Source organism: Actinophytocola sp. (genome assembly GCF_050699915.1).
Classification (GTDB): domain Bacteria; phylum Actinomycetota; class Actinomycetes; order Mycobacteriales; family Pseudonocardiaceae; genus Actinophytocola.
On the sequence record NZ_JBOHGA010000016.1, the window covers coordinates 23302 to 39644 of the forward strand.

The window sequence follows — 16343 nt, forward strand, 5'->3', positions numbered from 1 at the left end:
CCGCGAGTCCCGGGCAGTGGACTCGCGGGTTCTTCGGAGCGGGGTCTCGCCGTCGGGTTTGCGAGACCCCAAGAGTCTCAGGCGGTCTGCGCCTGCCACATCCAGTGCTGCTTCTCCAGCTCGGCGGCGATCTCGATCAGCAGGTCCTGCGTGACCAGGTCCGACTTGTCCGTCTCCTCGATGCGCTTGCGCAGGCGCTTGATCAGCTCGCCGAGGATCTGCACGATCGAGGCGACCGTGTTCTCCACCGACTGCCAGTTGTCCGGAAACTCCGGAACGCCGGAGCTCTCCACGACGGTCCGCACCTTGCCGTTCGGCGAGACTCCGATCGCGTTGGCACGCTCGGCCACGTCGTCGACGTACTGCCGGGCGGCGTTGACCAGCTCGTCGAGCTGGAGATGCGCGCTGCGGAAGTTCGGCCCGACGACGTTCCAGTGCGCCTGCTTCGCGATGAGCGACAGGTCGATCAGATCCACCAGCGTCGCCTGCAGGATCGCGCCGGTCGCCTCGCGCTCGGTGTCCCCGAGTGGGCTGGTAATGGGTGACTTGCTCATTGGAACCTCCCGTCCGCTCATCCCAACGGACGGCGTACCCCGATCAGTCCCACTCACACTCGCGCTGTGGCGAACTCCACGACCTGTAGCCCGATGGTGCGGAGCGTGCCCACGACCTTCTCGTCCGTGCAGTCGCCGTCGGCGCCGAACTCCACCTGCGCCGAGTTCACCGCGGCGCCGAGCGGGGTCGGCCAGCCGCGCAGCGAATGCACGATCGAGCGCAGCGACGTGAGCGTCGTCACGGACGCCTGCCAGCCGCGCGCGATCGCGACGCAGCCGACCGCTCGGCCGTCCAGATACGGGCGGTCGTCGTCGCGCAGGTCCTCGATGTAGTCCAGGACGTTCTTGACCAGGCCGGACACCGCGCCGTGGTAGCCGGGCGAGACCAGTACGACGCCGTCGGCCGCGCGCAGCTCGTCCACCAGCCGCCGCGCGATCGGCGTGCGGTCGGTCTCGGCCGGGTCGTAGAACGGCAGCACCAGGTCAGCCCCGGACACGAGCGTGGTCTTCGCGCCCGCCTGGGCGGCACCCTCGAGCACGATGCGCAACGCGCGCTCTGACTGCGAGTCGGCGCGCAGTGACCCTCCGATGCCCACCACGTTGACCGTCACAGCACCGATCATTCCCCATCGAGTGACACGGCGGGCAGGCGTCTCGGAGGGTGCAGACGAATCACGAGATCGGTGTATAGCCTTCTGTCGGCAAAGCTGGGAGGCCGCCGATGTCAACATTGCTGAACAGGATTCCCCCGTCCGTGCAAGGCGTGGCGCTCCACGCTGTCTTCGCCCTCCCGCTGCCCGCCCGACGCCTGCTCGCCGGCCCGCCGATCCGCAAGGACGGCCTCGAGCTCGCCCTCGACGCGCAGCTGCTGCTGCGCATGGCCTCGCTGAGCGACACCACCAGCAGCCTCACCGGGGCGTCCCCGGCGGCCGCTCGCACCCAGCTCGAGGTCGGCCGTACGCTGCTCGGCGGGCCGATCGTGCCTGGCGTGCGCACCCGCAACCTCAACCTCCCGGCCGTCGGCGGGACCATGCCGGCCCGGCTGTACGAGCCGGTCAACACGCTCCCCGGCTCGCCGCTGATGGTCTACTTCCACGGCGGCGGCTGGGTCGTCGGCAGCCTCGACACGCACGACGGCGTCTGCCGCTACCTGGCCAAACAGGCGAACCTGCGGGTCCTGTCGATCGGCTACCGGCTCGCCCCGGAGTACCCGTTCCCGGTCGCAGCCGACGACGCGTTCGCCGCGTACCGCTACGCCGTCGAGCACGCCGAGGCGCTCGGCGCGGACCCGGCGGCCGTCGCGGTCGGCGGGGACAGCGCCGGCGGCAACCTCGCCGCGGTCGTCTGCCTCGACGCGGTACGCCACGGCGGCCCCCGCCCGGTCTTCCAGCTGCTGTTCTACCCGGCCACCGACCCGTCGGTCCGCCGCCGCTCGCGGGACCTGTTCGCGGACGGCTTCTTCCTCACCGACGACGACATGACCTGGTTCATCGACCACTACTGCCCGGACGTCGAGGCCCGCACCGACCCGCGGATCGCGGTGCTGCTCGCCGACGACCTGCGCGGCGTGCCGCCGACCTACCTCGCGACGGCCGGCTTCGACCCGCTGCGCGACGAGGGCAACGCGTTCGCCGACCGGCTGCGCGAGTCCGGCGTGCCGGTGGTCAAACGCCAGCACGACGACCTCATTCACGGTTTCGCGTCATTCATCAGCCTCGGCACGCGATTTCGGGAAGCCGTCTCGGAAGCGGCCGGCGCCCTGCGTACGGGGCTCGCGCTGCGCTCTCGCGCTAATGTCGTCGACATATTTCGACCGACCGCGTAAATCGTCCAACAATCGCGGGCAAGGCCGCGGTAATCCACCCCTCGAAAGGACTACCGCGGCCTTGCCGGAATTGCCCGTCGCCAGGGATCAGGCGTTGGGCAGCGGCGCCGGGACGTCGGGCGCGGGCACGTCCGGCGCCGGGACATCGGGCGCCGGCACATCCGGGGCCGGCACATCAGGAGCCGGCACATCAGGCGCGGGGACATCAGGCGCGGGGACATCAGGCGCGGGCACGTCCGGGGCCGGGACGTCGGGCGCCGGGACACCCGGGATCTCGGGGGTCGGCACGCCCGGCACCTCGGGCAGCGGCAGCGGCAGCTCCGGCAGCGGAAGCGGCACCGGCAGGCCGCCCAGCAGGCTCGTGACCAGGTCCAACAGTGTGGTGAGCAGCGAGGTGACCAGGCCGGTGACCGGCGCCAGCAGCGTCAGGCCGGGCAGGTCCCGCTCGACCTGGGCGGCCTGCTCGTCGGCCCGGTCGGTCAGCACCAGCGCGGCCCGCTCGACCGGCGCGTCGGCCACCGCGCCCAGCACCGGGCGCAGGTTCTCGACCGCCGCCTGGACGGCCTCGACGTCGTCCTGGTCCACGGCGCCCGAGAGGTAGGCGCGCAGCTGCTGGAGATAGTCGCCGACGGCGTGCGTGCTCGTCTGCCCGGTCGCCGCCGCGATCTCGGATTCGACGCGATCGACCGTGGCGGCATTGGCCATGCCCGCGCCCATGACGGAAACAACGGCCGCGGCGGTAACCGCGGTGATAAGGCGAACTAGTCTTGTGTTCATTCGCGGACTTCTCCTTTGGGGTGTTTGAAAACTCCCTCCGAAAACATCGTTACCGCAGTTGCTCGATGGCGCCATGTAGCGCAGGCACCGTTTCGGCGTTCGATTAGCTATGTGTGCATGAATGCGGCCAGACAGGCGGTTCGGGCCGGTATCGGAAGAGTGGCCCGAGCGGCGAGCGGTTACCACCCTCTCGGTGACCAGCGAAAACGGCTCGCCGCCAGTGACACGATCGAGTCGACGAACAACCCGTGCGACGGATTTACGCGGACGGCGCCGTGTGCCTGCTTGACCGGGCGGCAAGCCCGCAGGCCGACACCTCTTCTGGAACGAGTCAAGAGACAGCCCGATTGTCAGGGGTCATTCGTAAATTGGTTGCGTAGTCGGGTCAGGGGAGGTCACATCCAGCCATGGGGCTCTATCGCAGCACGCTCGCGCTGCCCGGGGTGCGCACGCTGATGGTGTTGGTCTTCTTCGCCCGGGTGCCGGCCGCCGCCGGCGGCATGGTGCTCACGCTGCAGGTGGCGGTCGGGCTGGAGCACGGCTACGGCGCGGCCGGCACCGCGGGCGCGGTGGTCACGATCGGCATGGCCGTCGGGGCGTCGTTCATGGGCCGGCTGACCGACCGGTTCGGCTTACGCCTGGTCCTGGTGATCACGATGATCGGTGAGGCGCTGTTCTGGGGCTTCGGGTCGCAGCTGTCGTACGGGGCGCTGCTGGTGGCCGGGATCGCCGGCGGGTTCCTGACGCTGCCGGCGATGTCGATCGGCCGGCAGGCGATCGCCGCGCTGGTGCCCCCGGACCTGCGGCGCACGGCGTACTCGATGGACTCAGTGTCCACGGAGCTGTCGTTCATGGTGGGACCGGCGGCCGCGGTGCTGATCGCGACGCAGTTCACGCCGGTCACCGCGATGTACGCGATGGCAGCGGCGATCGTGGCGGTCGGCACGTTGCTGCTGGTGGTGAACCCGGCGGTGCGCAGCGAGGAGGAGCGCGCGGCGGACACCGGCGAGCGGGTGCCGCGGCGGGTGTGGCTCGGTCCGCGGATGATCGCGGTGCTGGTGATCGCGGCGGGAGCGGTGTTCATCCTGGCGGGAACCGAGGTGGCGATCGTGGCGGAGCTGCGGTCGACCGACCAGCTGGCGTACACGGGGATCGTGGTCGGCGTGTGGTCGGCGGTGTCGGCCGTCGGTGGGATCGTGTACGGGGCGCTGTCGCGGTCGCCGGGGCAGGTGACGCTGATGGCGCTGCTGGGTCTGCTGACCGTGCCGATCGGTGTCGCGTCGGGCGAGTGGTGGCTGCTGGCGTTGGCCCTGATCCCCGCGTCGGCGCTGTGCGCCCCCACGATCGCCGCGACGGGCGAGGAGGTCGCCCGCCTGGCCCCCGCGGCGGCTCGCGGCGAGGCGACGGGCATGCAGTCGTCGGCATTCACCCTGGGCGCGGCGGCGGGCGCGCCACTGGTGGGCTTCGTGGTGGACCACTCGTCACCGGCATGGGGTTTCGCGGTGGCGGGCCTGGGCGGAGTAGCCGTCGCGGCCGCGGCCGCCCTACTGATCACCCGCCAACGCCGCACGGCGCCACTGACAGTGCCCGTGCCGTAGCCGGTTGTCCACAGGCGCCATCCACACTGTCCACAGGTCAGGCCGTCATGGTTCGGATCCGTGCGACGACGTCTCGGAGTGAAGGGGACAACGGTCGAAGCAAGGACACGGACATGACCGACTTAGTGCAGATCTTCTGGACGCCGGCCGGCGTGAGCATGTCGTCCAACGAGACGCGCCAGCTCGTCGACATCACCGACGGCGACACCCCCAACATCAGGATGCCCGTGCGCATGCTGTCCGTGGACACCCCCGAGGTGACCGCGCGCAGCGCGGACGGCGCGCACCGGGTCGACGAGAAGTTCGCACAGCTCGCCGAGTGGATCGCGCAGGGCAAGGCACCGATCTCCGGCCCCATGGGCGAGTACTTCCGTCCGAAGCTCGCCACCGGGCGGGCCGGCTCGCTGCAGTTCACGCAAGGCAAGGCGGCGTCCGAGTTCGCCAAGAAGAACGCCGAGCGGCGCCTGACCAAGCCCAGTGGCGGCAAGCGGAACCTGTTCGTGCGCATGGACAAGGCGAACGCGTTCGACGACAACGGCAGGCTGCTCGCCTATGTCGCGCCGAACTACACGGCCAAGGAGCGGGAGACCCTGCCGCTCGAGGAGCGGTCGACCTTCAACATGGACATGGTCCGCACGGGCTGGGCGACCACCTTCATCATCTACCCGGCCATCCCGGGCGAGCTCGACCTGCCGCTCCTGGTCGAAGCCGCGGAGTCGGCGCGGACGGGCGAGCTCGGCATCTGGTCCGACCCGCACACGCTGCTCGCCTATGAGTACCGGTCGCTGGAGCGGCTCTTCCAGATCACCGAGAAGATCGTCAAGGGCGAGGACGTGAACGCGGCCGAACGGTTCTCCTGGCGCGAGCGCTACTGCGTAGACATGCGCTCGCGCGTGCTGCACGGCCCGGAGGACTACCTCGACGTCCCGCCCGGGTATCGCCTGTGGCTGTGGCCGCGCGACGTGCAGGCGGCCGTCGCGAGTCTCAACCTGGTGCCGGCCCCCAGGCTCGTCAACGGCTCCCCGGATCAGCCTTCGGCGGCCAGGGCTTCCGCGATCTCGTAGGTGTTCAGGGCCGCGCCCTTGCGGAGGTTGTCGCCGCAGACGAAGAAGTCCAGGGTGTTCGGGAAGTCCAGGGCCTGGCGGATGCGGCCCACGTACGTCGGGTCGTTGCCTACGACGTCAGCCGGCGTCGGGAAGACGCCCGACGCCGGGTCGTCGACCAGGACCACCGACTGGCTGGCTTCGAACAGCGCGTGCGCCTCGGCCACCGTCACGGGGGAGGCGAACGTCGCGTGGACGGCCAGCGAGTGGGTCGTCACCACGGGGACTCGGACGCAGGTCGCGGACACCCGCAGGTCCGGGATGCCCAGGATCTTCCGGGACTCGTTGCGGACCTTCAGCTCCTCGGAGTACCAGCCGTCCCCCTTGTACGAGCCCGCCGACGGGACGACGTTCAACGCCAAGGGCGCCGGGAACGGGGAGTCCGCAATGGACAGTCCGGCCGCCTCGATCGCCTCGCGGACGTCGCCGGCTCGTACGCCGACATCCTTGCCGACCACCGCGGCCAGCTCCGCGTACAGCCGCTCCACGCCGGCCACCCCGGCGCCCGACACCGCCTGGTACGACGCCACCACCAGCTCGCGCAGACCAAAAGACCTGTGCAGCGCGCCCAGCGCGGCCATCATCGACAAGGTCGTGCAGTTCGGGTTCGAGATGATCCCGCGCGGCCGCTCGGCGATCTGCGCGAGGTTGCACTCCGGCACCACCAGCGGCACGTCGTCGGACATGCGGAACGCGCCCGAGTTGTCCACCACGATCGCGCCACGAGCGGCCGCGGTTGGGGCCCACTCAGCGGACACCTCGTCCGGCACGTCGAACATCGCGACGTCGACGCCGTCGAAGACCTCCGGCGCCAGCGCCTGGACGGTCACCGGCGTGCCCCGCACGGTCAGCTGCTTGCCGGCCGAGCGCGGCGACGCGATCAGCCGCACCTCACCCCACGGCCACGATGGCCGCGACGCGAAGATCTCCAGCATCACCGACCCGACGGCACCGGTGGCGCCGACGAGTGCGAGCGTCGGAGCCATCAGCGACCACTCCCCGCGTACACGGTCGCGACCTCGTCGCCACCCAGGTCGAACGCCTCGTGGATCGCGCGTACGGCCTCGTCGAGCTCGGTGTCGCGGATCAGCACCGAGATCCGGATCTCCGAGGTGTTGATGATCTCGATGTTCACGCCGGCCTTTGCGAGCGCCTCGCAGAACGTCGCGGTCACGCCGGGGTGCGAGCGCATGCCGGCGCCGACGAGCGACACCTTGCCGACGTGGTCGTCGTAGAGCACCGCGACGAAACCGAGCTCTTCCTTGATCTTCTCCAGCGCCGCGACCGCCGTCGGGCCGTTGTCCTTCGACAACGTGAACGTGATGTCCGTGCGGCCGGACGCGGTGCTCGAGATGTTCTGCAGCACCATGTCGATGTCGATCTCGGCGTCGGCCACCACTCGGAAGATGCGCGCCGCCGTACCGGCCTGGTCGGGCACGCCGGTCACGGTCACCTTGGCCTCGGACCGGTCGTGCGCGACGCCGGTGATCATCGCCTGTTCCACGGGTATGTCCTCCACTGAGCCGGACACGATCGTCCCCGGCCTGCTTGTGTACGACGAACGAACGTGAATCGGGACGCCGTAGCGGCGGGCGTACTCGACACAGCGCAGCATCAGGACCTTCGCCCCGCCCGCCGCCATCTCGAGCATCTCCTCGTAGGGCACCCGGTCCAGCCTGCGGGCGTTGGTCACGATCCGCGGGTCGGCGGTGAAGACGCCGTCGACGTCGGTGTAGATCTCGCACACGTCCGCGTTCAGCGCCGCGGCCAGCGCCACCGCCGTGGTGTCCGAGCCGCCGCGGCCGAGGGTCGTGATGTCCTTCGTGTCCTGGCTGACGCCCTGGAACCCGGCGACGAGGCAGATGAAGCCGTCGTCGAGCGCGGCCTGCACCCGGCTCGGCGTCACGTCGATGATCCGCGCCTTGCCGTGCGTCGAGTCGGTGATGACACCCGCCTGCGAGCCGGTGAACGACAGCGCCTCCGCGCCGATCGCGCTGATGGCCATCGCCACCAGGGAGTTCGAGATCCGCTCGCCCGCCGTGAGCAGCATGTCCATCTCTCGCTCCGGCGGCACCGGGTTCACCCGCTGCGCCAGGTCGAGCAGTTCGTCGGTGGTGTCACCCATCGCCGAGCACACCACGACCACGTCGTTACCGGCCTTGCGGGTCTTCACGATCCGCTCGGCCACCCGCTTGATCCGGTCCGCGTTCTCCAGCGACGAGCCGCCGTATTTCTGGACCACGAGCGCCACTTGTCCGAAACCTCCTCAGCCGACCACGGCGAGCCTAACGGAGAGGGTGAATGGTTACGGTCGCGTGTGTGGCCGCCGCCACGTGCGCAGATGCGGGTTCTAGGCTGTAACGCGCCGAGCAGGTGACGCAGGAAGGATCGGGGTGTCTGCGACGGACGTGACCCGTGCCGACTCGAAGGAGGAGGCCAGCACCGAGACCGAAGCCGGTCCGGCCGAGTCGCCACGATGGACGGTCCGCCGGGTCGGTGCGCTGCTCGCGCCCGCGCTGATCTTCCTCGGCATCCGCGAGTTCGGCCTGCTCGTGCTCACCTGGATGGCGGCGGTGACCGACCGGTCGGTGACCGAGGCGCTCCGCTCGTGGGACGGCCAGTGGTTCCTCGCCATCGCCGAGGGCGGCTACCGGGGCGTGCCGGAGAGCCTCGTCGACGCGTTCGGCCAGCGCAGCGCCGAGACGCCGCTCGCGTTCTTCCCCGGCTACCCCTCGGTCGTGCGCTGGTTCGCCGGGATCGACGGCGCCGGCGGGATCGGCCTGGTCAGCGCGTCGTTCACGGTGACGACCGTGTCCGGCGTCGTGTGCGCCTACGGGCTGGCCCGGATGGGCCAGCACATTCGCGGCGGCTCGCGGCGGACCGGCCTGATCCTGGTGGCGCTGTTCGCCGCGACCCCGATGTCGATCGTGCTCTCGATGGCCTACTCCGAGGCGATGTTCTGCGCGCTCGCCGCGTGGTCGCTGGTCGGCGTGCTGGAGCGGAAGTGGCTGCTCGCCGGCATCTGCTGCGCGCTCGCCGGGCTCGTCCGCTCGACCGGTGCGGCGCTGGTCCTGGCCGTCGGGATCGCCGTGGTCGTGGCGATCGTGAAGCGGCGGGACGGCTGGCGGCCGTGGGTCGGCGGCCTGATCGCACCGACCGGACTCGTCGGCTACCTCACCTGGGTCGGCGCGCAGACCGGCGAGTGGGACGGCTGGTTCGCGCTGCAGGAACGCGGCTGGGGCACCGGCTTCGACGGCGGCGCGGCAACCGTGAAGTTCAGCCTCGAAGCACTCGCCGACGCGCGCTCGGTGCTGGAGGTGGCCACGGTCGGACTGATCGTCGTCGGCATCGTGCTGCTGGCGATCGGCATCGTGCGCAGGGTGGAGTGGCCCCTGATGACGTACGCCGCCGCGGTGCTGGCGATGGACCTGTTCGCGAACGGTCTGATGAACTCGAAGGCCCGGCTGATGCTGCCGGCGTTCACCCTGCTCATCCCGGTGGCGCTGGCGCTGGCCAGACGAAGGCCGTCGACCGCGGTGCTCACCCTGTGCGCGCTGGCGGTCGCGGGCTCCTGGTTCGGCGCGTACTCGATCACCTCGTGGGGCTACGCGATCTGATGGACGACAAGCTCGCGGACACCAGCGTGCCCGTCCACCCGCTCATCGCCAGGCGCTGGAGCCCGCGGGCGCTGGACCCGAGCGGCGAGGTCGGCGACGCCACGCTGCGCGCGATGCTGGAGGCCGCGCGGTGGGCGCCGTCGAGCGGGAACACCCAGCCGGCGCGGTACCTGATCGGCCGCCGCGGCGACGACACGTTCGCCCGGCTCTTCGAGCTGCTCACGCGCCGCAACCAGGGCTGGGCGGGCGCCGCGGCGGTGCTGTTGCTCTGCTGCATGGTCACCACGAACGAGAAGGGCCGGCTGCCGGTGCCGGAGTACGGCACGGGCCTGGCGTCGGCGAACCTGGTGCTGCAGGCGGTCGCCGAGGGCGTGGTCGCGCATCAGATGGGCGGGTTCGACCGCGCGGGGGCGAGGGTGGCGTTCGCGCTGCCCGAGGACGTCGAGCCGCTGACGGTCATCGCGGTCGGGACGCCTGGCTCGCCGGAGCTGCTGGACGAGGAGCGGCGGGCGAAGGAGCTCGCGCCGCGCCGGCGGATCCCGCTCTCGGACATGGCGTTCGGCGGCGAGTGGGGCAAGCCGGCGTTCTAGACACCGGCATGATGCGCTCATGATTCTCCGCGTGCGTGGCGTCCGCGTTCGCTGGTGGGTGGTCGGCGTCGTGGTCGCGTTCGCGCTCACCGTGGCGGCGACGTGGCTGGCGCTCGACCTGCTGCTCGGGGAGGCTGACCGCGCGGGCGCCGCGGACCGGCCGGCGGCGCGCATCGACGCGATCCGCACCGGGCTGACCGTGGCCGCGGGCGCCGGTGCGCTGGTCGCGCTGGTGCTGGCGCTGCGCCGCCAGTGGCACACCGAGCACGACGCGACCGAGCAGCGGATCACCGAGCTGTACGTCAAGTCGGTCGAGCAGCTGGGCTCCGAGCACGCACCGGTCCGCCTCGGCGGCCTGCACGCGCTCGCCCGCCTCGCCGAGGACAACCCCACGCAGCGCCAGACGGTGGTCGACGTCATCTGCGCCTACCTCCGCATGCCGTTCACCGTGCCGGCGCCCGACGACGCGGTGGGACAGCAGGAACGGCAGGTCCGGCTCACCGCCCAGCGCCTGCTGGCACGGCACCTGTCGGGCCCCACCCCATGGCGAGACATCGACCTCGATCTGAGTGGCGCCACGTTCCATCGGTCCGCGGTGTTCCGCTCGGCGATGTTCACCGAGTCTGCCGAGTTCGACCGCGTCGACTTCCACGATGGCATCGACCTAACCGATGCCGTGATCCGCAAACCCGTCGACCACTCGAGTCCGCCGGAAGGCTGGGTGACCACAGCACACGGTCGCGATCGGATCTTCGTGCGGTCAGGCACCGTAGACGGGGACCGGGCCGGCGGCGCCGGCGAGTAGCTCCTCGACCGCCATGCCGACGTCGGCGGGGTCGCGGCGGGTGCTCGGGCCCCGGGCGTGGCCGTCGACGATCGTCAGGCGGTCGCCCTCCACCTCGAAGACGCGGCCCGTCACGTGCGCCGACTCGGGGCCGCCAAGCCAGACGACCAGCGGCGCCACGTCCTCCGGGCCCGGCAGGTCGGGGAAGAGCTCCTCGGTCATCCGGGTGCGCGCCGACGGGGCGATCGCGTTCACGGTGACGCCGTAGCGGGCCAGCTCCGCGGCCGCGACCAGGGTCAGCCCGAGGATGCCGGCCTTCGCCGCGGCGTAGTTCCCCTGGCCGACGCTGCCCCACAGGCCCGCGCCGGAGCTGGTGTTGATCACCCGGGCGTCGACCGCGGCGCCGGACTTCGCCCGCGCGCGCCAGTGGGCGGCGGCGTGGCGGATGGTGAGGAAGTGTCCCTTCAGGTGCACCCGCACCACGTCGTCCCACTCCTGCTCGGACGTCGACACGAGCATGCGGTCGCGGACGATGCCGGCGTTGTTCACCAGCACGTCCAGCCGGCCGAACGCGGACAGCGCGGTCTCGACCAGCGACGCCGCTCCGTCCCATGTGGACACGTCGGCGGTGTGTGCGACAGCCGAGGAACCGAGCGGCGCCACCACCTCCTCGGCCAGCTCAAGATCGTTGACCACCACCGACGCGCCCAGCCGGGCGAACTCCAGCGCGTGCGCCCGGCCGAGGCCCTGACCCGCGCCGGTCACCGCGACCACCCGGCCGGCGAGGCCCGTCATCGGGTCGGCGCCGCGTTCGAGGCGGCCAGGAACGCCGGGCGCTCGCCGCCGCCGTGCACGGTCAGCGTGCTGCCGCTGACGTAGGAGGCCGCCGGCGAGGCCAGGTACAGGCACGCCTGCGCCACGTCCGCCGGCGTCGCCAGCCGGCCGGCCGGGATCGTCTCGCCGACCGCGGCCACGCCGTCCTCGTCGCCGTAGTGCAGGTGGGACAACTCGGTGTGGACCGGGCCGACGACGACCGTGTTGACCCGCACCTTCGGCGCCCACTCCACGGCCAGGCTCGACGCCAGGTTCGCGAGGCCGGCCTTCGCCGCGCCGTACGCGGCCGTGCCGGGCGAGGGCCGGGTGCCGGACACGCTGCCGATCATGACGATGACGCCGCCGGACTCCTGCTGTTGCATCACGGTGTTCGCGCGCTGCGAGACGTGCAGCGGGGCCACGAGGTTCAGCGCGATGATCTTCTCGTGCAGCCGCGGCGAGGCGGTCGCGGAGTCCGCGGGCGGCGCGCCGCCCGCGTTGTTGACCACGACGTCGAGCCGTCCGAACTCCTCGACCACGGCCGACACCAGACCGTCCACTTGCGACGAGTCGCGAACGTCGGCCTGGCGGTAGCGGACGTCCAGGCTCGGGTCGGGAGTCCGGCCGCAGGTCACCACGGTGTCCCCGGCCTCGACGAACCCACGCACGATGCCGAGCCCGACCCCGCGCGCCCCGCCTGTCACCAACACAACCCGGCTCATAGTCGCTCCACGATGGTCACATTGGCCTGGCCGCCGCCCTCGCACATCGTCTGCAGGCCCCACCGGCCGCCGGTGCGCTCGAGGTTGCCGAGCAGTGTCGTCATCAGCCGGGCGCCGGTCGCGCCGAGCGGGTGGCCCAGCGCGATCGCACCGCCGGTCACGTTCACCCGCGCCGGGTCCGCACCGGTCTCCCGCTGCCACGCCAGCACCACGCTCGCGAAGGCCTCGTTGATCTCCACGAGGTCGATGTCCGCGATGGACAGTCCGGCGCGGGACAGCGCGTGCGCGGTGGCCGCGATCGGCGCGTCCAGCATGATCACCGGGTCGCCGCCGCGCGCGCTGAGGTGGTGCACCCGGGCCCGCGGCGTGAGCCCGTGCGTGCGCAGCGCCCGCTCGGAGACCACCAGCAACGCCGCCGCGCCGTCGCAGATCTGGCTCGCCAGCGCCGCGGTCAGCCGGCCGTCCGGCACCAGCGGCGCCAGCGCGGCCATCTTCTCCAAGTTCGTGTCCCGGGGACACTCGTCCGCCGAGAGCCCCGCGAGCGGGGCGAGCTCGCCGGCGAACCAGCCCGCGTCGCGCGCCGCGATCGCCCGGGAATGGCTCCGCAGCGCGAACTCCTCCATCTCCGCCCGCGAGATCCCCCACTTCGCCGCGATCAGCTCCGCCCCGCGGAACTGCGAGATCTCCTGGTCGCCGTACCGCGCGAGCCAGCCCTTCGAGGTGGTGAACGGGTCGGGGAACCCGTGGTCGCGCCCGGCCAGCATCGCCGCCGAGATCGGGATCGCGCTCATGTGCTGCACGCCGCCGGCCACCACCACGTCCGCCGTCCCGGACATGACCGCCTGCGCCGCGAAGTGAACCGCCTGCTGCGACGACCCGCACTGCCGGTCGACGGTCACCCCGGGCACCTCTTCCGGCAGCCCCGCGGCGAGCCAGCAGGTGCGCGCCACGTCGCCGGCCTGCGGCCCGATCGTGTCCACGCACCCGAAGATCACGTCGTCGGTGACCGCCGGGTCGAGCGGGACCCGGCCGAACAGCTCCGCCAGCACGTGCGCGCCCAGGTCGGCCGGGTGCACCGCGGCGAGCCCGCCGCCGCGCCGGCCCACCGGCGTGCGCACCGCGTCGACGAGGAAGGCGTCAGCCATGGCTGATAGGCTACCAAGCTAGCGCTTGGGTGTGGGAGACGAGAGACATGGCAACCAGAGGCAGGACCTCCGAGCGGCGCGACGCGCTGGTGCGGATCGCCGCCGAGCTGTTCGCCGAGCAGGGCTACCGGGCCACCACGGTCCGGCACATCGGCGACGCCGCGGGCGTGCTGTCGGGCAGTCTCTACCACCACTTCGACTCGAAGGAGACGATCCTCGACGAGCTGCTCTCCAGCTATCTCGAGGAGCTGCTCGACACCTACCGCACGATCGTCAAGGCCGGCGACGATCCCGCGGACACGCTGCGCGAGCTCGTCCGTGCCTCGTTCCGGTCACTGTCCGAACACCGCGCGGCGATCACCGTGCTGCAGAACGAGCGCAACTACCTCCGCACGCTCCCCCGCTTCGGCTACCTCACGAAGTCCGAAGAGGAGGTTCGGCACAGCTGGATCACCGTGCTGCGCGACGGCACGAAGTCCGGCGAGTTCCGGGCCGACCTGGATCCCGTTGTCACGTACCGGTTTCTGCGCGACTCGGTGTGGGTGGCCGTGCGCTGGTTCCGGCAGGACGGTCCGCTGTCGGCGGACGGACTCGCCGACCACTACCTGACCCTCGTCCTCGACGGACTCCGGGCGGCCTGACCGGAGGGACAACAAGTCTGACGGAGCGTGATTAGAGCGCTCCCATTCGTGGTAACCGTACGTCAGCAGCACCGAACACGAGCCCGCGATGCGGGCGGTTGGGAGGTCCATCATGGGAAAGCTGCGGAAGATTGCGGGATTGGCCGCCGGTGCGGTGGCCATGGGTGCGGCGGCGATGGTCGTGGCTCCGGCCACGGCGGACGCGGCACCGGTGCCCTGTGGCCGCAAAGTGGCCGCGTGCATCGACCTGAGCGCGAACCGGGCCTGGTTGATGGATGCCGGACAGGTCACCTACGGCGGGGTGCCGATCACCAGCGGACGGCCGGGCTACGAGACGCCGGTCGGCACGTACAAGGTGATCTGGAAGGACATCGACCACTGGAGCAAGCCCTACAACGGGCCGATGCCGTACTCGGTGTTCTTCACGGACAGCGGCATCGCGTTCCACGAGGGAAGCCTGTCGGAGCTGTCCCACGGCTGTATCCATCTCTCCCACGCGGCGGCGGTGAAGTTCTTCAACGTGCTGCAGCCGGGTGAGACCGTGGCGGTTCAGCCGTAACCTCAACCCGCGAGCGGCGGGGTCGGCCGACGAACAGCCCTGGCCGGCCTCGCCGCTGTTTGCCAGGTGCCGGAAGGGGTAGGCGAGAACGATGCGGACACACACCGAACGAGAACGCAAGTACGAGCTGCCAGCAGACGCGGAGCTGCCGTCGCTCACCGCGCTCGCGACGTCGATCGGACCGCGAGACGAGCAGCTCGACGCCCTCTACTACGACACCCTGAACCTGCGGCTGATCCGCGCCGGCATCACGCTGCGCAAGCGCACCGGCGGCAAGGACGCCGGCTGGCACCTCAAGACCCCGGCCGGCGCCGACGCGCGCGAGGAGATCCACTTCCCGCTCGGCGACTCGAACACGCCGCCGGACGAGCTGGTCGCCCTCACACTCGGCTACACCCGCGGCGTGCCGCTGGTACCGGTCGCGCGCATCGCGACGCGCCGGGCGAGCTGGCGCCTCGTGGACGAGTCCGGTGCCGAGCTCGCGGAGCTGACCGATGACCACGTCGAGGCCGAGAACCTCAACTCGTCCACAATGGACAACTGGCGTGAGCTCGAGGTGGAGCTGGCCGAGGAGGCCGACGCCGCGCTGCTCGACCGCGCGGAGAAGCGGCTGCGCAAGGCCGGCCTCCGCCCGGCGAGCTACCGCTCGAAGCTGGCCCGCGTGCTGGCCACCCCGCGCGGCGACGAGCCCGGCCACACCGCCGGCGACCAGCTCATGGCCTACGTGACCCGCCAGCTGGACGCCCTGCTGCGCCACGACCTGCTGGCCCGGCGGGACGCCCCGGACGCCGTGCACCAGATGCGGGTGGCCACCCGCCGGCTGCGTGCTGCGCTGCGGGCCTACCGTCCGCTGCTCGACCGCGAGCGCGTCGAGCGGCTGCGTGCCGAGCTGAAGTGGCTCGGCGGGCGCCTCGGGCCGGCCCGCGACCTCGAGGTGATGGACGCCGAGCTGAAGAAGGCCACCGACGAGCTGCCCGGCGAGCTGGTGCTCGGCCCGGTCGCCGCGCAGCTGACCAGGCACTTCTCCCCGGCCCGGGCCGAGGCGCAGCGTGCCGTGGTGAAGACGCTGGGCACGAAGCGCTACCTGCGCCTGCTCGACCAGCTCGAACGGCTCGTCGCCGACCCGCCGCTGACCGAGCGGGCGGACCGGCGCGCGGGCAAGGAGCTGCCCAAGCACGTGCGCCGCACCTACCGCCGCACCGCCCGCAAGGTGGCGAACCTGGACGGCACCGACGAGGCCCTGCACGACGTGCGCAAGGCGGCCAAGCGGATCCGCTATGCCGCCGAGGTCGCCGTGCCGGCGGTCGGCAAGCCGGCCGACCGGACCCGCAAGCGCGCCCGCAAGGTCACCAAGATCCTCGGCGACCACCAGGACAGCGTGGTCGTCCGGCCGGTGGTGCGCGCGGTGGGCGCGCAGGCCCACGCGGCCGGCGAGAACGGGTTCACGTTCGGGTTGCTCCACGAGCGCCAGCGGATGCGCGCCGACGAGGCGGCGGACCGGTTCGACGGCGCCTGGGACCGGCTCGAAGCCAAGAAGCACCGACAGTGGCTGAAATGACCACTGTGGTCACACGGCCGGGTGGATCACCCGCCGCACACGCATAACCGCAGGCAG

General features: G+C 71.4%; 17 protein-coding genes. 9 read left to right on the forward strand and 8 right to left on the reverse strand.

The genetic code is table 11. From position 1 onward, the window contains the following. Positions 1-77 precede the first annotated feature (77 nt). Together ACRDSK_RS05075 and ACRDSK_RS05080 are read right to left on the reverse strand one after the other, a co-directional pair. A complete protein-coding gene (locus ACRDSK_RS05075; RefSeq protein WP_431438727.1) occupies positions 78-554 on the reverse strand; it encodes a Dps family protein in 477 nt (158 codons plus the stop codon). Positions 555-607: 53 nt separating this feature from the next. Continuing rightward, positions 608-1177: an NADPH-dependent FMN reductase gene (locus ACRDSK_RS05080; RefSeq protein ID WP_431438728.1), complete on the reverse strand. Its 570-nt coding sequence runs from the start codon at positions 1175-1177 to the stop codon at positions 608-610. A 140-nt stretch (positions 1178-1317) separates the two neighbouring features. Between ACRDSK_RS05080 and ACRDSK_RS05085 the strand changes: the two genes are divergently transcribed. Then, entirely contained in the window at positions 1318-2379 is a 1062-nt protein-coding gene (locus ACRDSK_RS05085; protein WP_431438729.1) for an alpha/beta hydrolase, read from the forward strand. A gap of 87 nt (positions 2380-2466) precedes the next feature. Here ACRDSK_RS05085 and ACRDSK_RS05090 read toward each other — a convergent pair whose 3' ends face one another. Continuing rightward, complete coding sequence (locus tag ACRDSK_RS05090) at positions 2467-3156, reverse strand: hypothetical protein (RefSeq protein ID WP_431438730.1); 690 nt, start codon at positions 3154-3156, stop codon at positions 2467-2469. Between the two features lie 407 nt (positions 3157-3563). On the opposite strand from ACRDSK_RS05090, the gene ACRDSK_RS05095 reads away from it, so the two are divergent. Then, complete coding sequence (locus ACRDSK_RS05095) at positions 3564-4754, forward strand: MFS transporter (protein ID WP_431438731.1); 1191 nt, start codon at positions 3564-3566, stop codon at positions 4752-4754. Positions 4755-4867: 113 nt separating this feature from the next. Continuing rightward, positions 4868-5818 carry a thermonuclease family protein gene (locus ACRDSK_RS05100; RefSeq protein ID WP_431438732.1) on the forward strand — a complete coding sequence of 317 codons (951 nt, stop codon included), beginning with the start codon at positions 4868-4870 and terminating at the stop codon, positions 5816-5818. Here ACRDSK_RS05100 and ACRDSK_RS05105 read toward each other — a convergent pair. Together ACRDSK_RS05105 and ACRDSK_RS05110 are read right to left on the reverse strand one after the other, a co-directional pair. Then, positions 5782-6843: an aspartate-semialdehyde dehydrogenase gene (locus ACRDSK_RS05105; protein ID WP_431438733.1), complete on the reverse strand. Its 1062-nt coding sequence runs from the start codon at positions 6841-6843 to the stop codon at positions 5782-5784. The two genes, ACRDSK_RS05100 and ACRDSK_RS05105, sit on opposite strands and share 37 nt — an antisense overlap. Beyond that, a complete protein-coding gene (locus ACRDSK_RS05110) occupies positions 6843-8108 on the reverse strand; it encodes an aspartate kinase (protein ID WP_431438734.1) in 1266 nt (421 codons plus the stop codon). The genes ACRDSK_RS05105 and ACRDSK_RS05110 overlap by 1 nt, the downstream gene beginning before the upstream one ends. Before the next feature lie 142 nt (positions 8109-8250). On the opposite strand from ACRDSK_RS05110, the gene ACRDSK_RS05115 reads away from it, so the two are divergent. From ACRDSK_RS05115 to ACRDSK_RS05125, 3 genes are read left to right on the forward strand one after another with little or no spacing between them, the layout of a single operon-like run. Next, positions 8251-9474: a hypothetical protein gene (locus tag ACRDSK_RS05115; protein ID WP_431438735.1), complete on the forward strand. Its 1224-nt coding sequence runs from the start codon at positions 8251-8253 to the stop codon at positions 9472-9474. After that, complete coding sequence (locus ACRDSK_RS05120; protein WP_431438736.1) at positions 9474-10064, forward strand: nitroreductase family protein; 591 nt, start codon at positions 9474-9476, stop codon at positions 10062-10064. The genes ACRDSK_RS05115 and ACRDSK_RS05120 overlap by 1 nt, the downstream gene beginning before the upstream one ends. A gap of 31 nt (positions 10065-10095) precedes the next feature. Further along, entirely contained in the window at positions 10096-10869 is a 774-nt protein-coding gene (locus tag ACRDSK_RS05125; RefSeq protein WP_431438737.1) for a pentapeptide repeat-containing protein, read from the forward strand. Here the strand turns inward: ACRDSK_RS05125 and ACRDSK_RS05130 are convergent. From ACRDSK_RS05130 to ACRDSK_RS05140, 3 genes are read right to left on the reverse strand one after another with little or no spacing between them, the layout of a single operon-like run. Beyond that, positions 10825-11643, reverse strand: coding sequence for an SDR family NAD(P)-dependent oxidoreductase (locus ACRDSK_RS05130; protein WP_431438738.1), 819 nt, complete (start codon positions 11641-11643; stop codon positions 10825-10827). The genes ACRDSK_RS05125 and ACRDSK_RS05130 overlap by 45 nt on opposite strands. Continuing rightward, positions 11640-12383, reverse strand: coding sequence for an SDR family oxidoreductase (locus ACRDSK_RS05135; protein WP_431438739.1), 744 nt, complete (start codon positions 12381-12383; stop codon positions 11640-11642). The genes ACRDSK_RS05130 and ACRDSK_RS05135 overlap by 4 nt, the downstream gene beginning before the upstream one ends. Further along, on the reverse strand, positions 12380-13528 hold the full coding sequence (locus ACRDSK_RS05140) for an acetyl-CoA C-acetyltransferase (RefSeq protein WP_431438740.1): 1149 nt from the start codon (positions 13526-13528) through the stop codon (positions 12380-12382). The genes ACRDSK_RS05135 and ACRDSK_RS05140 overlap by 4 nt, the downstream gene beginning before the upstream one ends. Before the next feature lie 47 nt (positions 13529-13575). Between ACRDSK_RS05140 and ACRDSK_RS05145 the strand changes: the two genes are divergently transcribed. The 3 genes from ACRDSK_RS05145 (at position 13576) to ACRDSK_RS05155 (ending at position 16286) form a co-directional block, all read left to right on the forward strand. Beyond that, positions 13576-14169 carry a TetR/AcrR family transcriptional regulator gene (locus ACRDSK_RS05145; protein ID WP_431438741.1) on the forward strand — a complete coding sequence of 198 codons (594 nt, stop codon included), beginning with the start codon at positions 13576-13578 and terminating at the stop codon, positions 14167-14169. Between the two features lie 112 nt (positions 14170-14281). Beyond that, positions 14282-14728, forward strand: a complete 447-nt coding sequence (locus ACRDSK_RS05150; protein ID WP_431438742.1) for a L,D-transpeptidase — start codon at positions 14282-14284, stop codon at positions 14726-14728. A 91-nt stretch (positions 14729-14819) separates the two neighbouring features. Further along, positions 14820-16286, forward strand: a complete 1467-nt coding sequence (locus tag ACRDSK_RS05155; RefSeq protein WP_431438744.1) for a CHAD domain-containing protein — start codon at positions 14820-14822, stop codon at positions 16284-16286. The last annotated feature ends 57 nt before the right edge of the window (positions 16287-16343 follow it).

Bases quoted from the DNA above. Each gene is read 5' to 3' on its own strand.
- ACRDSK_RS05130 (WP_431438738.1), bottom strand. From the start codon at position 11,643: ATGACGGGCCTCGCCGGCCGGGTGGTCGCGGTGACCGGCGCGGGTCAG.
- ACRDSK_RS05120 (WP_431438736.1), top strand. From the start codon at position 9,474: ATGGACGACAAGCTCGCGGACACCAGCGTGCCCGTCCACCCGCTCATC.
- ACRDSK_RS05080 (WP_431438728.1), bottom strand. From the start codon at position 1,177: ATGATCGGTGCTGTGACGGTCAACGTGGTGGGCATCGGAGGGTCACTG.
- ACRDSK_RS05075 (WP_431438727.1), bottom strand. From the start codon at position 554: ATGAGCAAGTCACCCATTACCAGCCCACTCGGGGACACCGAGCGCGAG.
- ACRDSK_RS05105 (WP_431438733.1), bottom strand. From the start codon at position 6,843: ATGGCTCCGACGCTCGCACTCGTCGGCGCCACCGGTGCCGTCGGGTCG.
- ACRDSK_RS05095 (WP_431438731.1), top strand. From the start codon at position 3,564: ATGGGGCTCTATCGCAGCACGCTCGCGCTGCCCGGGGTGCGCACGCTG.
- ACRDSK_RS05090 (WP_431438730.1), bottom strand. From the start codon at position 3,156: ATGAACACAAGACTAGTTCGCCTTATCACCGCGGTTACCGCCGCGGCC.
- ACRDSK_RS05145 (WP_431438741.1), top strand. From the start codon at position 13,576: ATGGCAACCAGAGGCAGGACCTCCGAGCGGCGCGACGCGCTGGTGCGG.
- ACRDSK_RS05140 (WP_431438740.1), bottom strand. From the start codon at position 13,528: ATGGCTGACGCCTTCCTCGTCGACGCGGTGCGCACGCCGGTGGGCCGG.
- ACRDSK_RS05155 (WP_431438744.1), top strand. From the start codon at position 14,820: ATGCGGACACACACCGAACGAGAACGCAAGTACGAGCTGCCAGCAGAC.
- ACRDSK_RS05150 (WP_431438742.1), top strand. From the start codon at position 14,282: ATGGGAAAGCTGCGGAAGATTGCGGGATTGGCCGCCGGTGCGGTGGCC.
- ACRDSK_RS05100 (WP_431438732.1), top strand. From the start codon at position 4,868: ATGACCGACTTAGTGCAGATCTTCTGGACGCCGGCCGGCGTGAGCATG.
- ACRDSK_RS05135 (WP_431438739.1), bottom strand. From the start codon at position 12,383: ATGAGCCGGGTTGTGTTGGTGACAGGCGGGGCGCGCGGGGTCGGGCTC.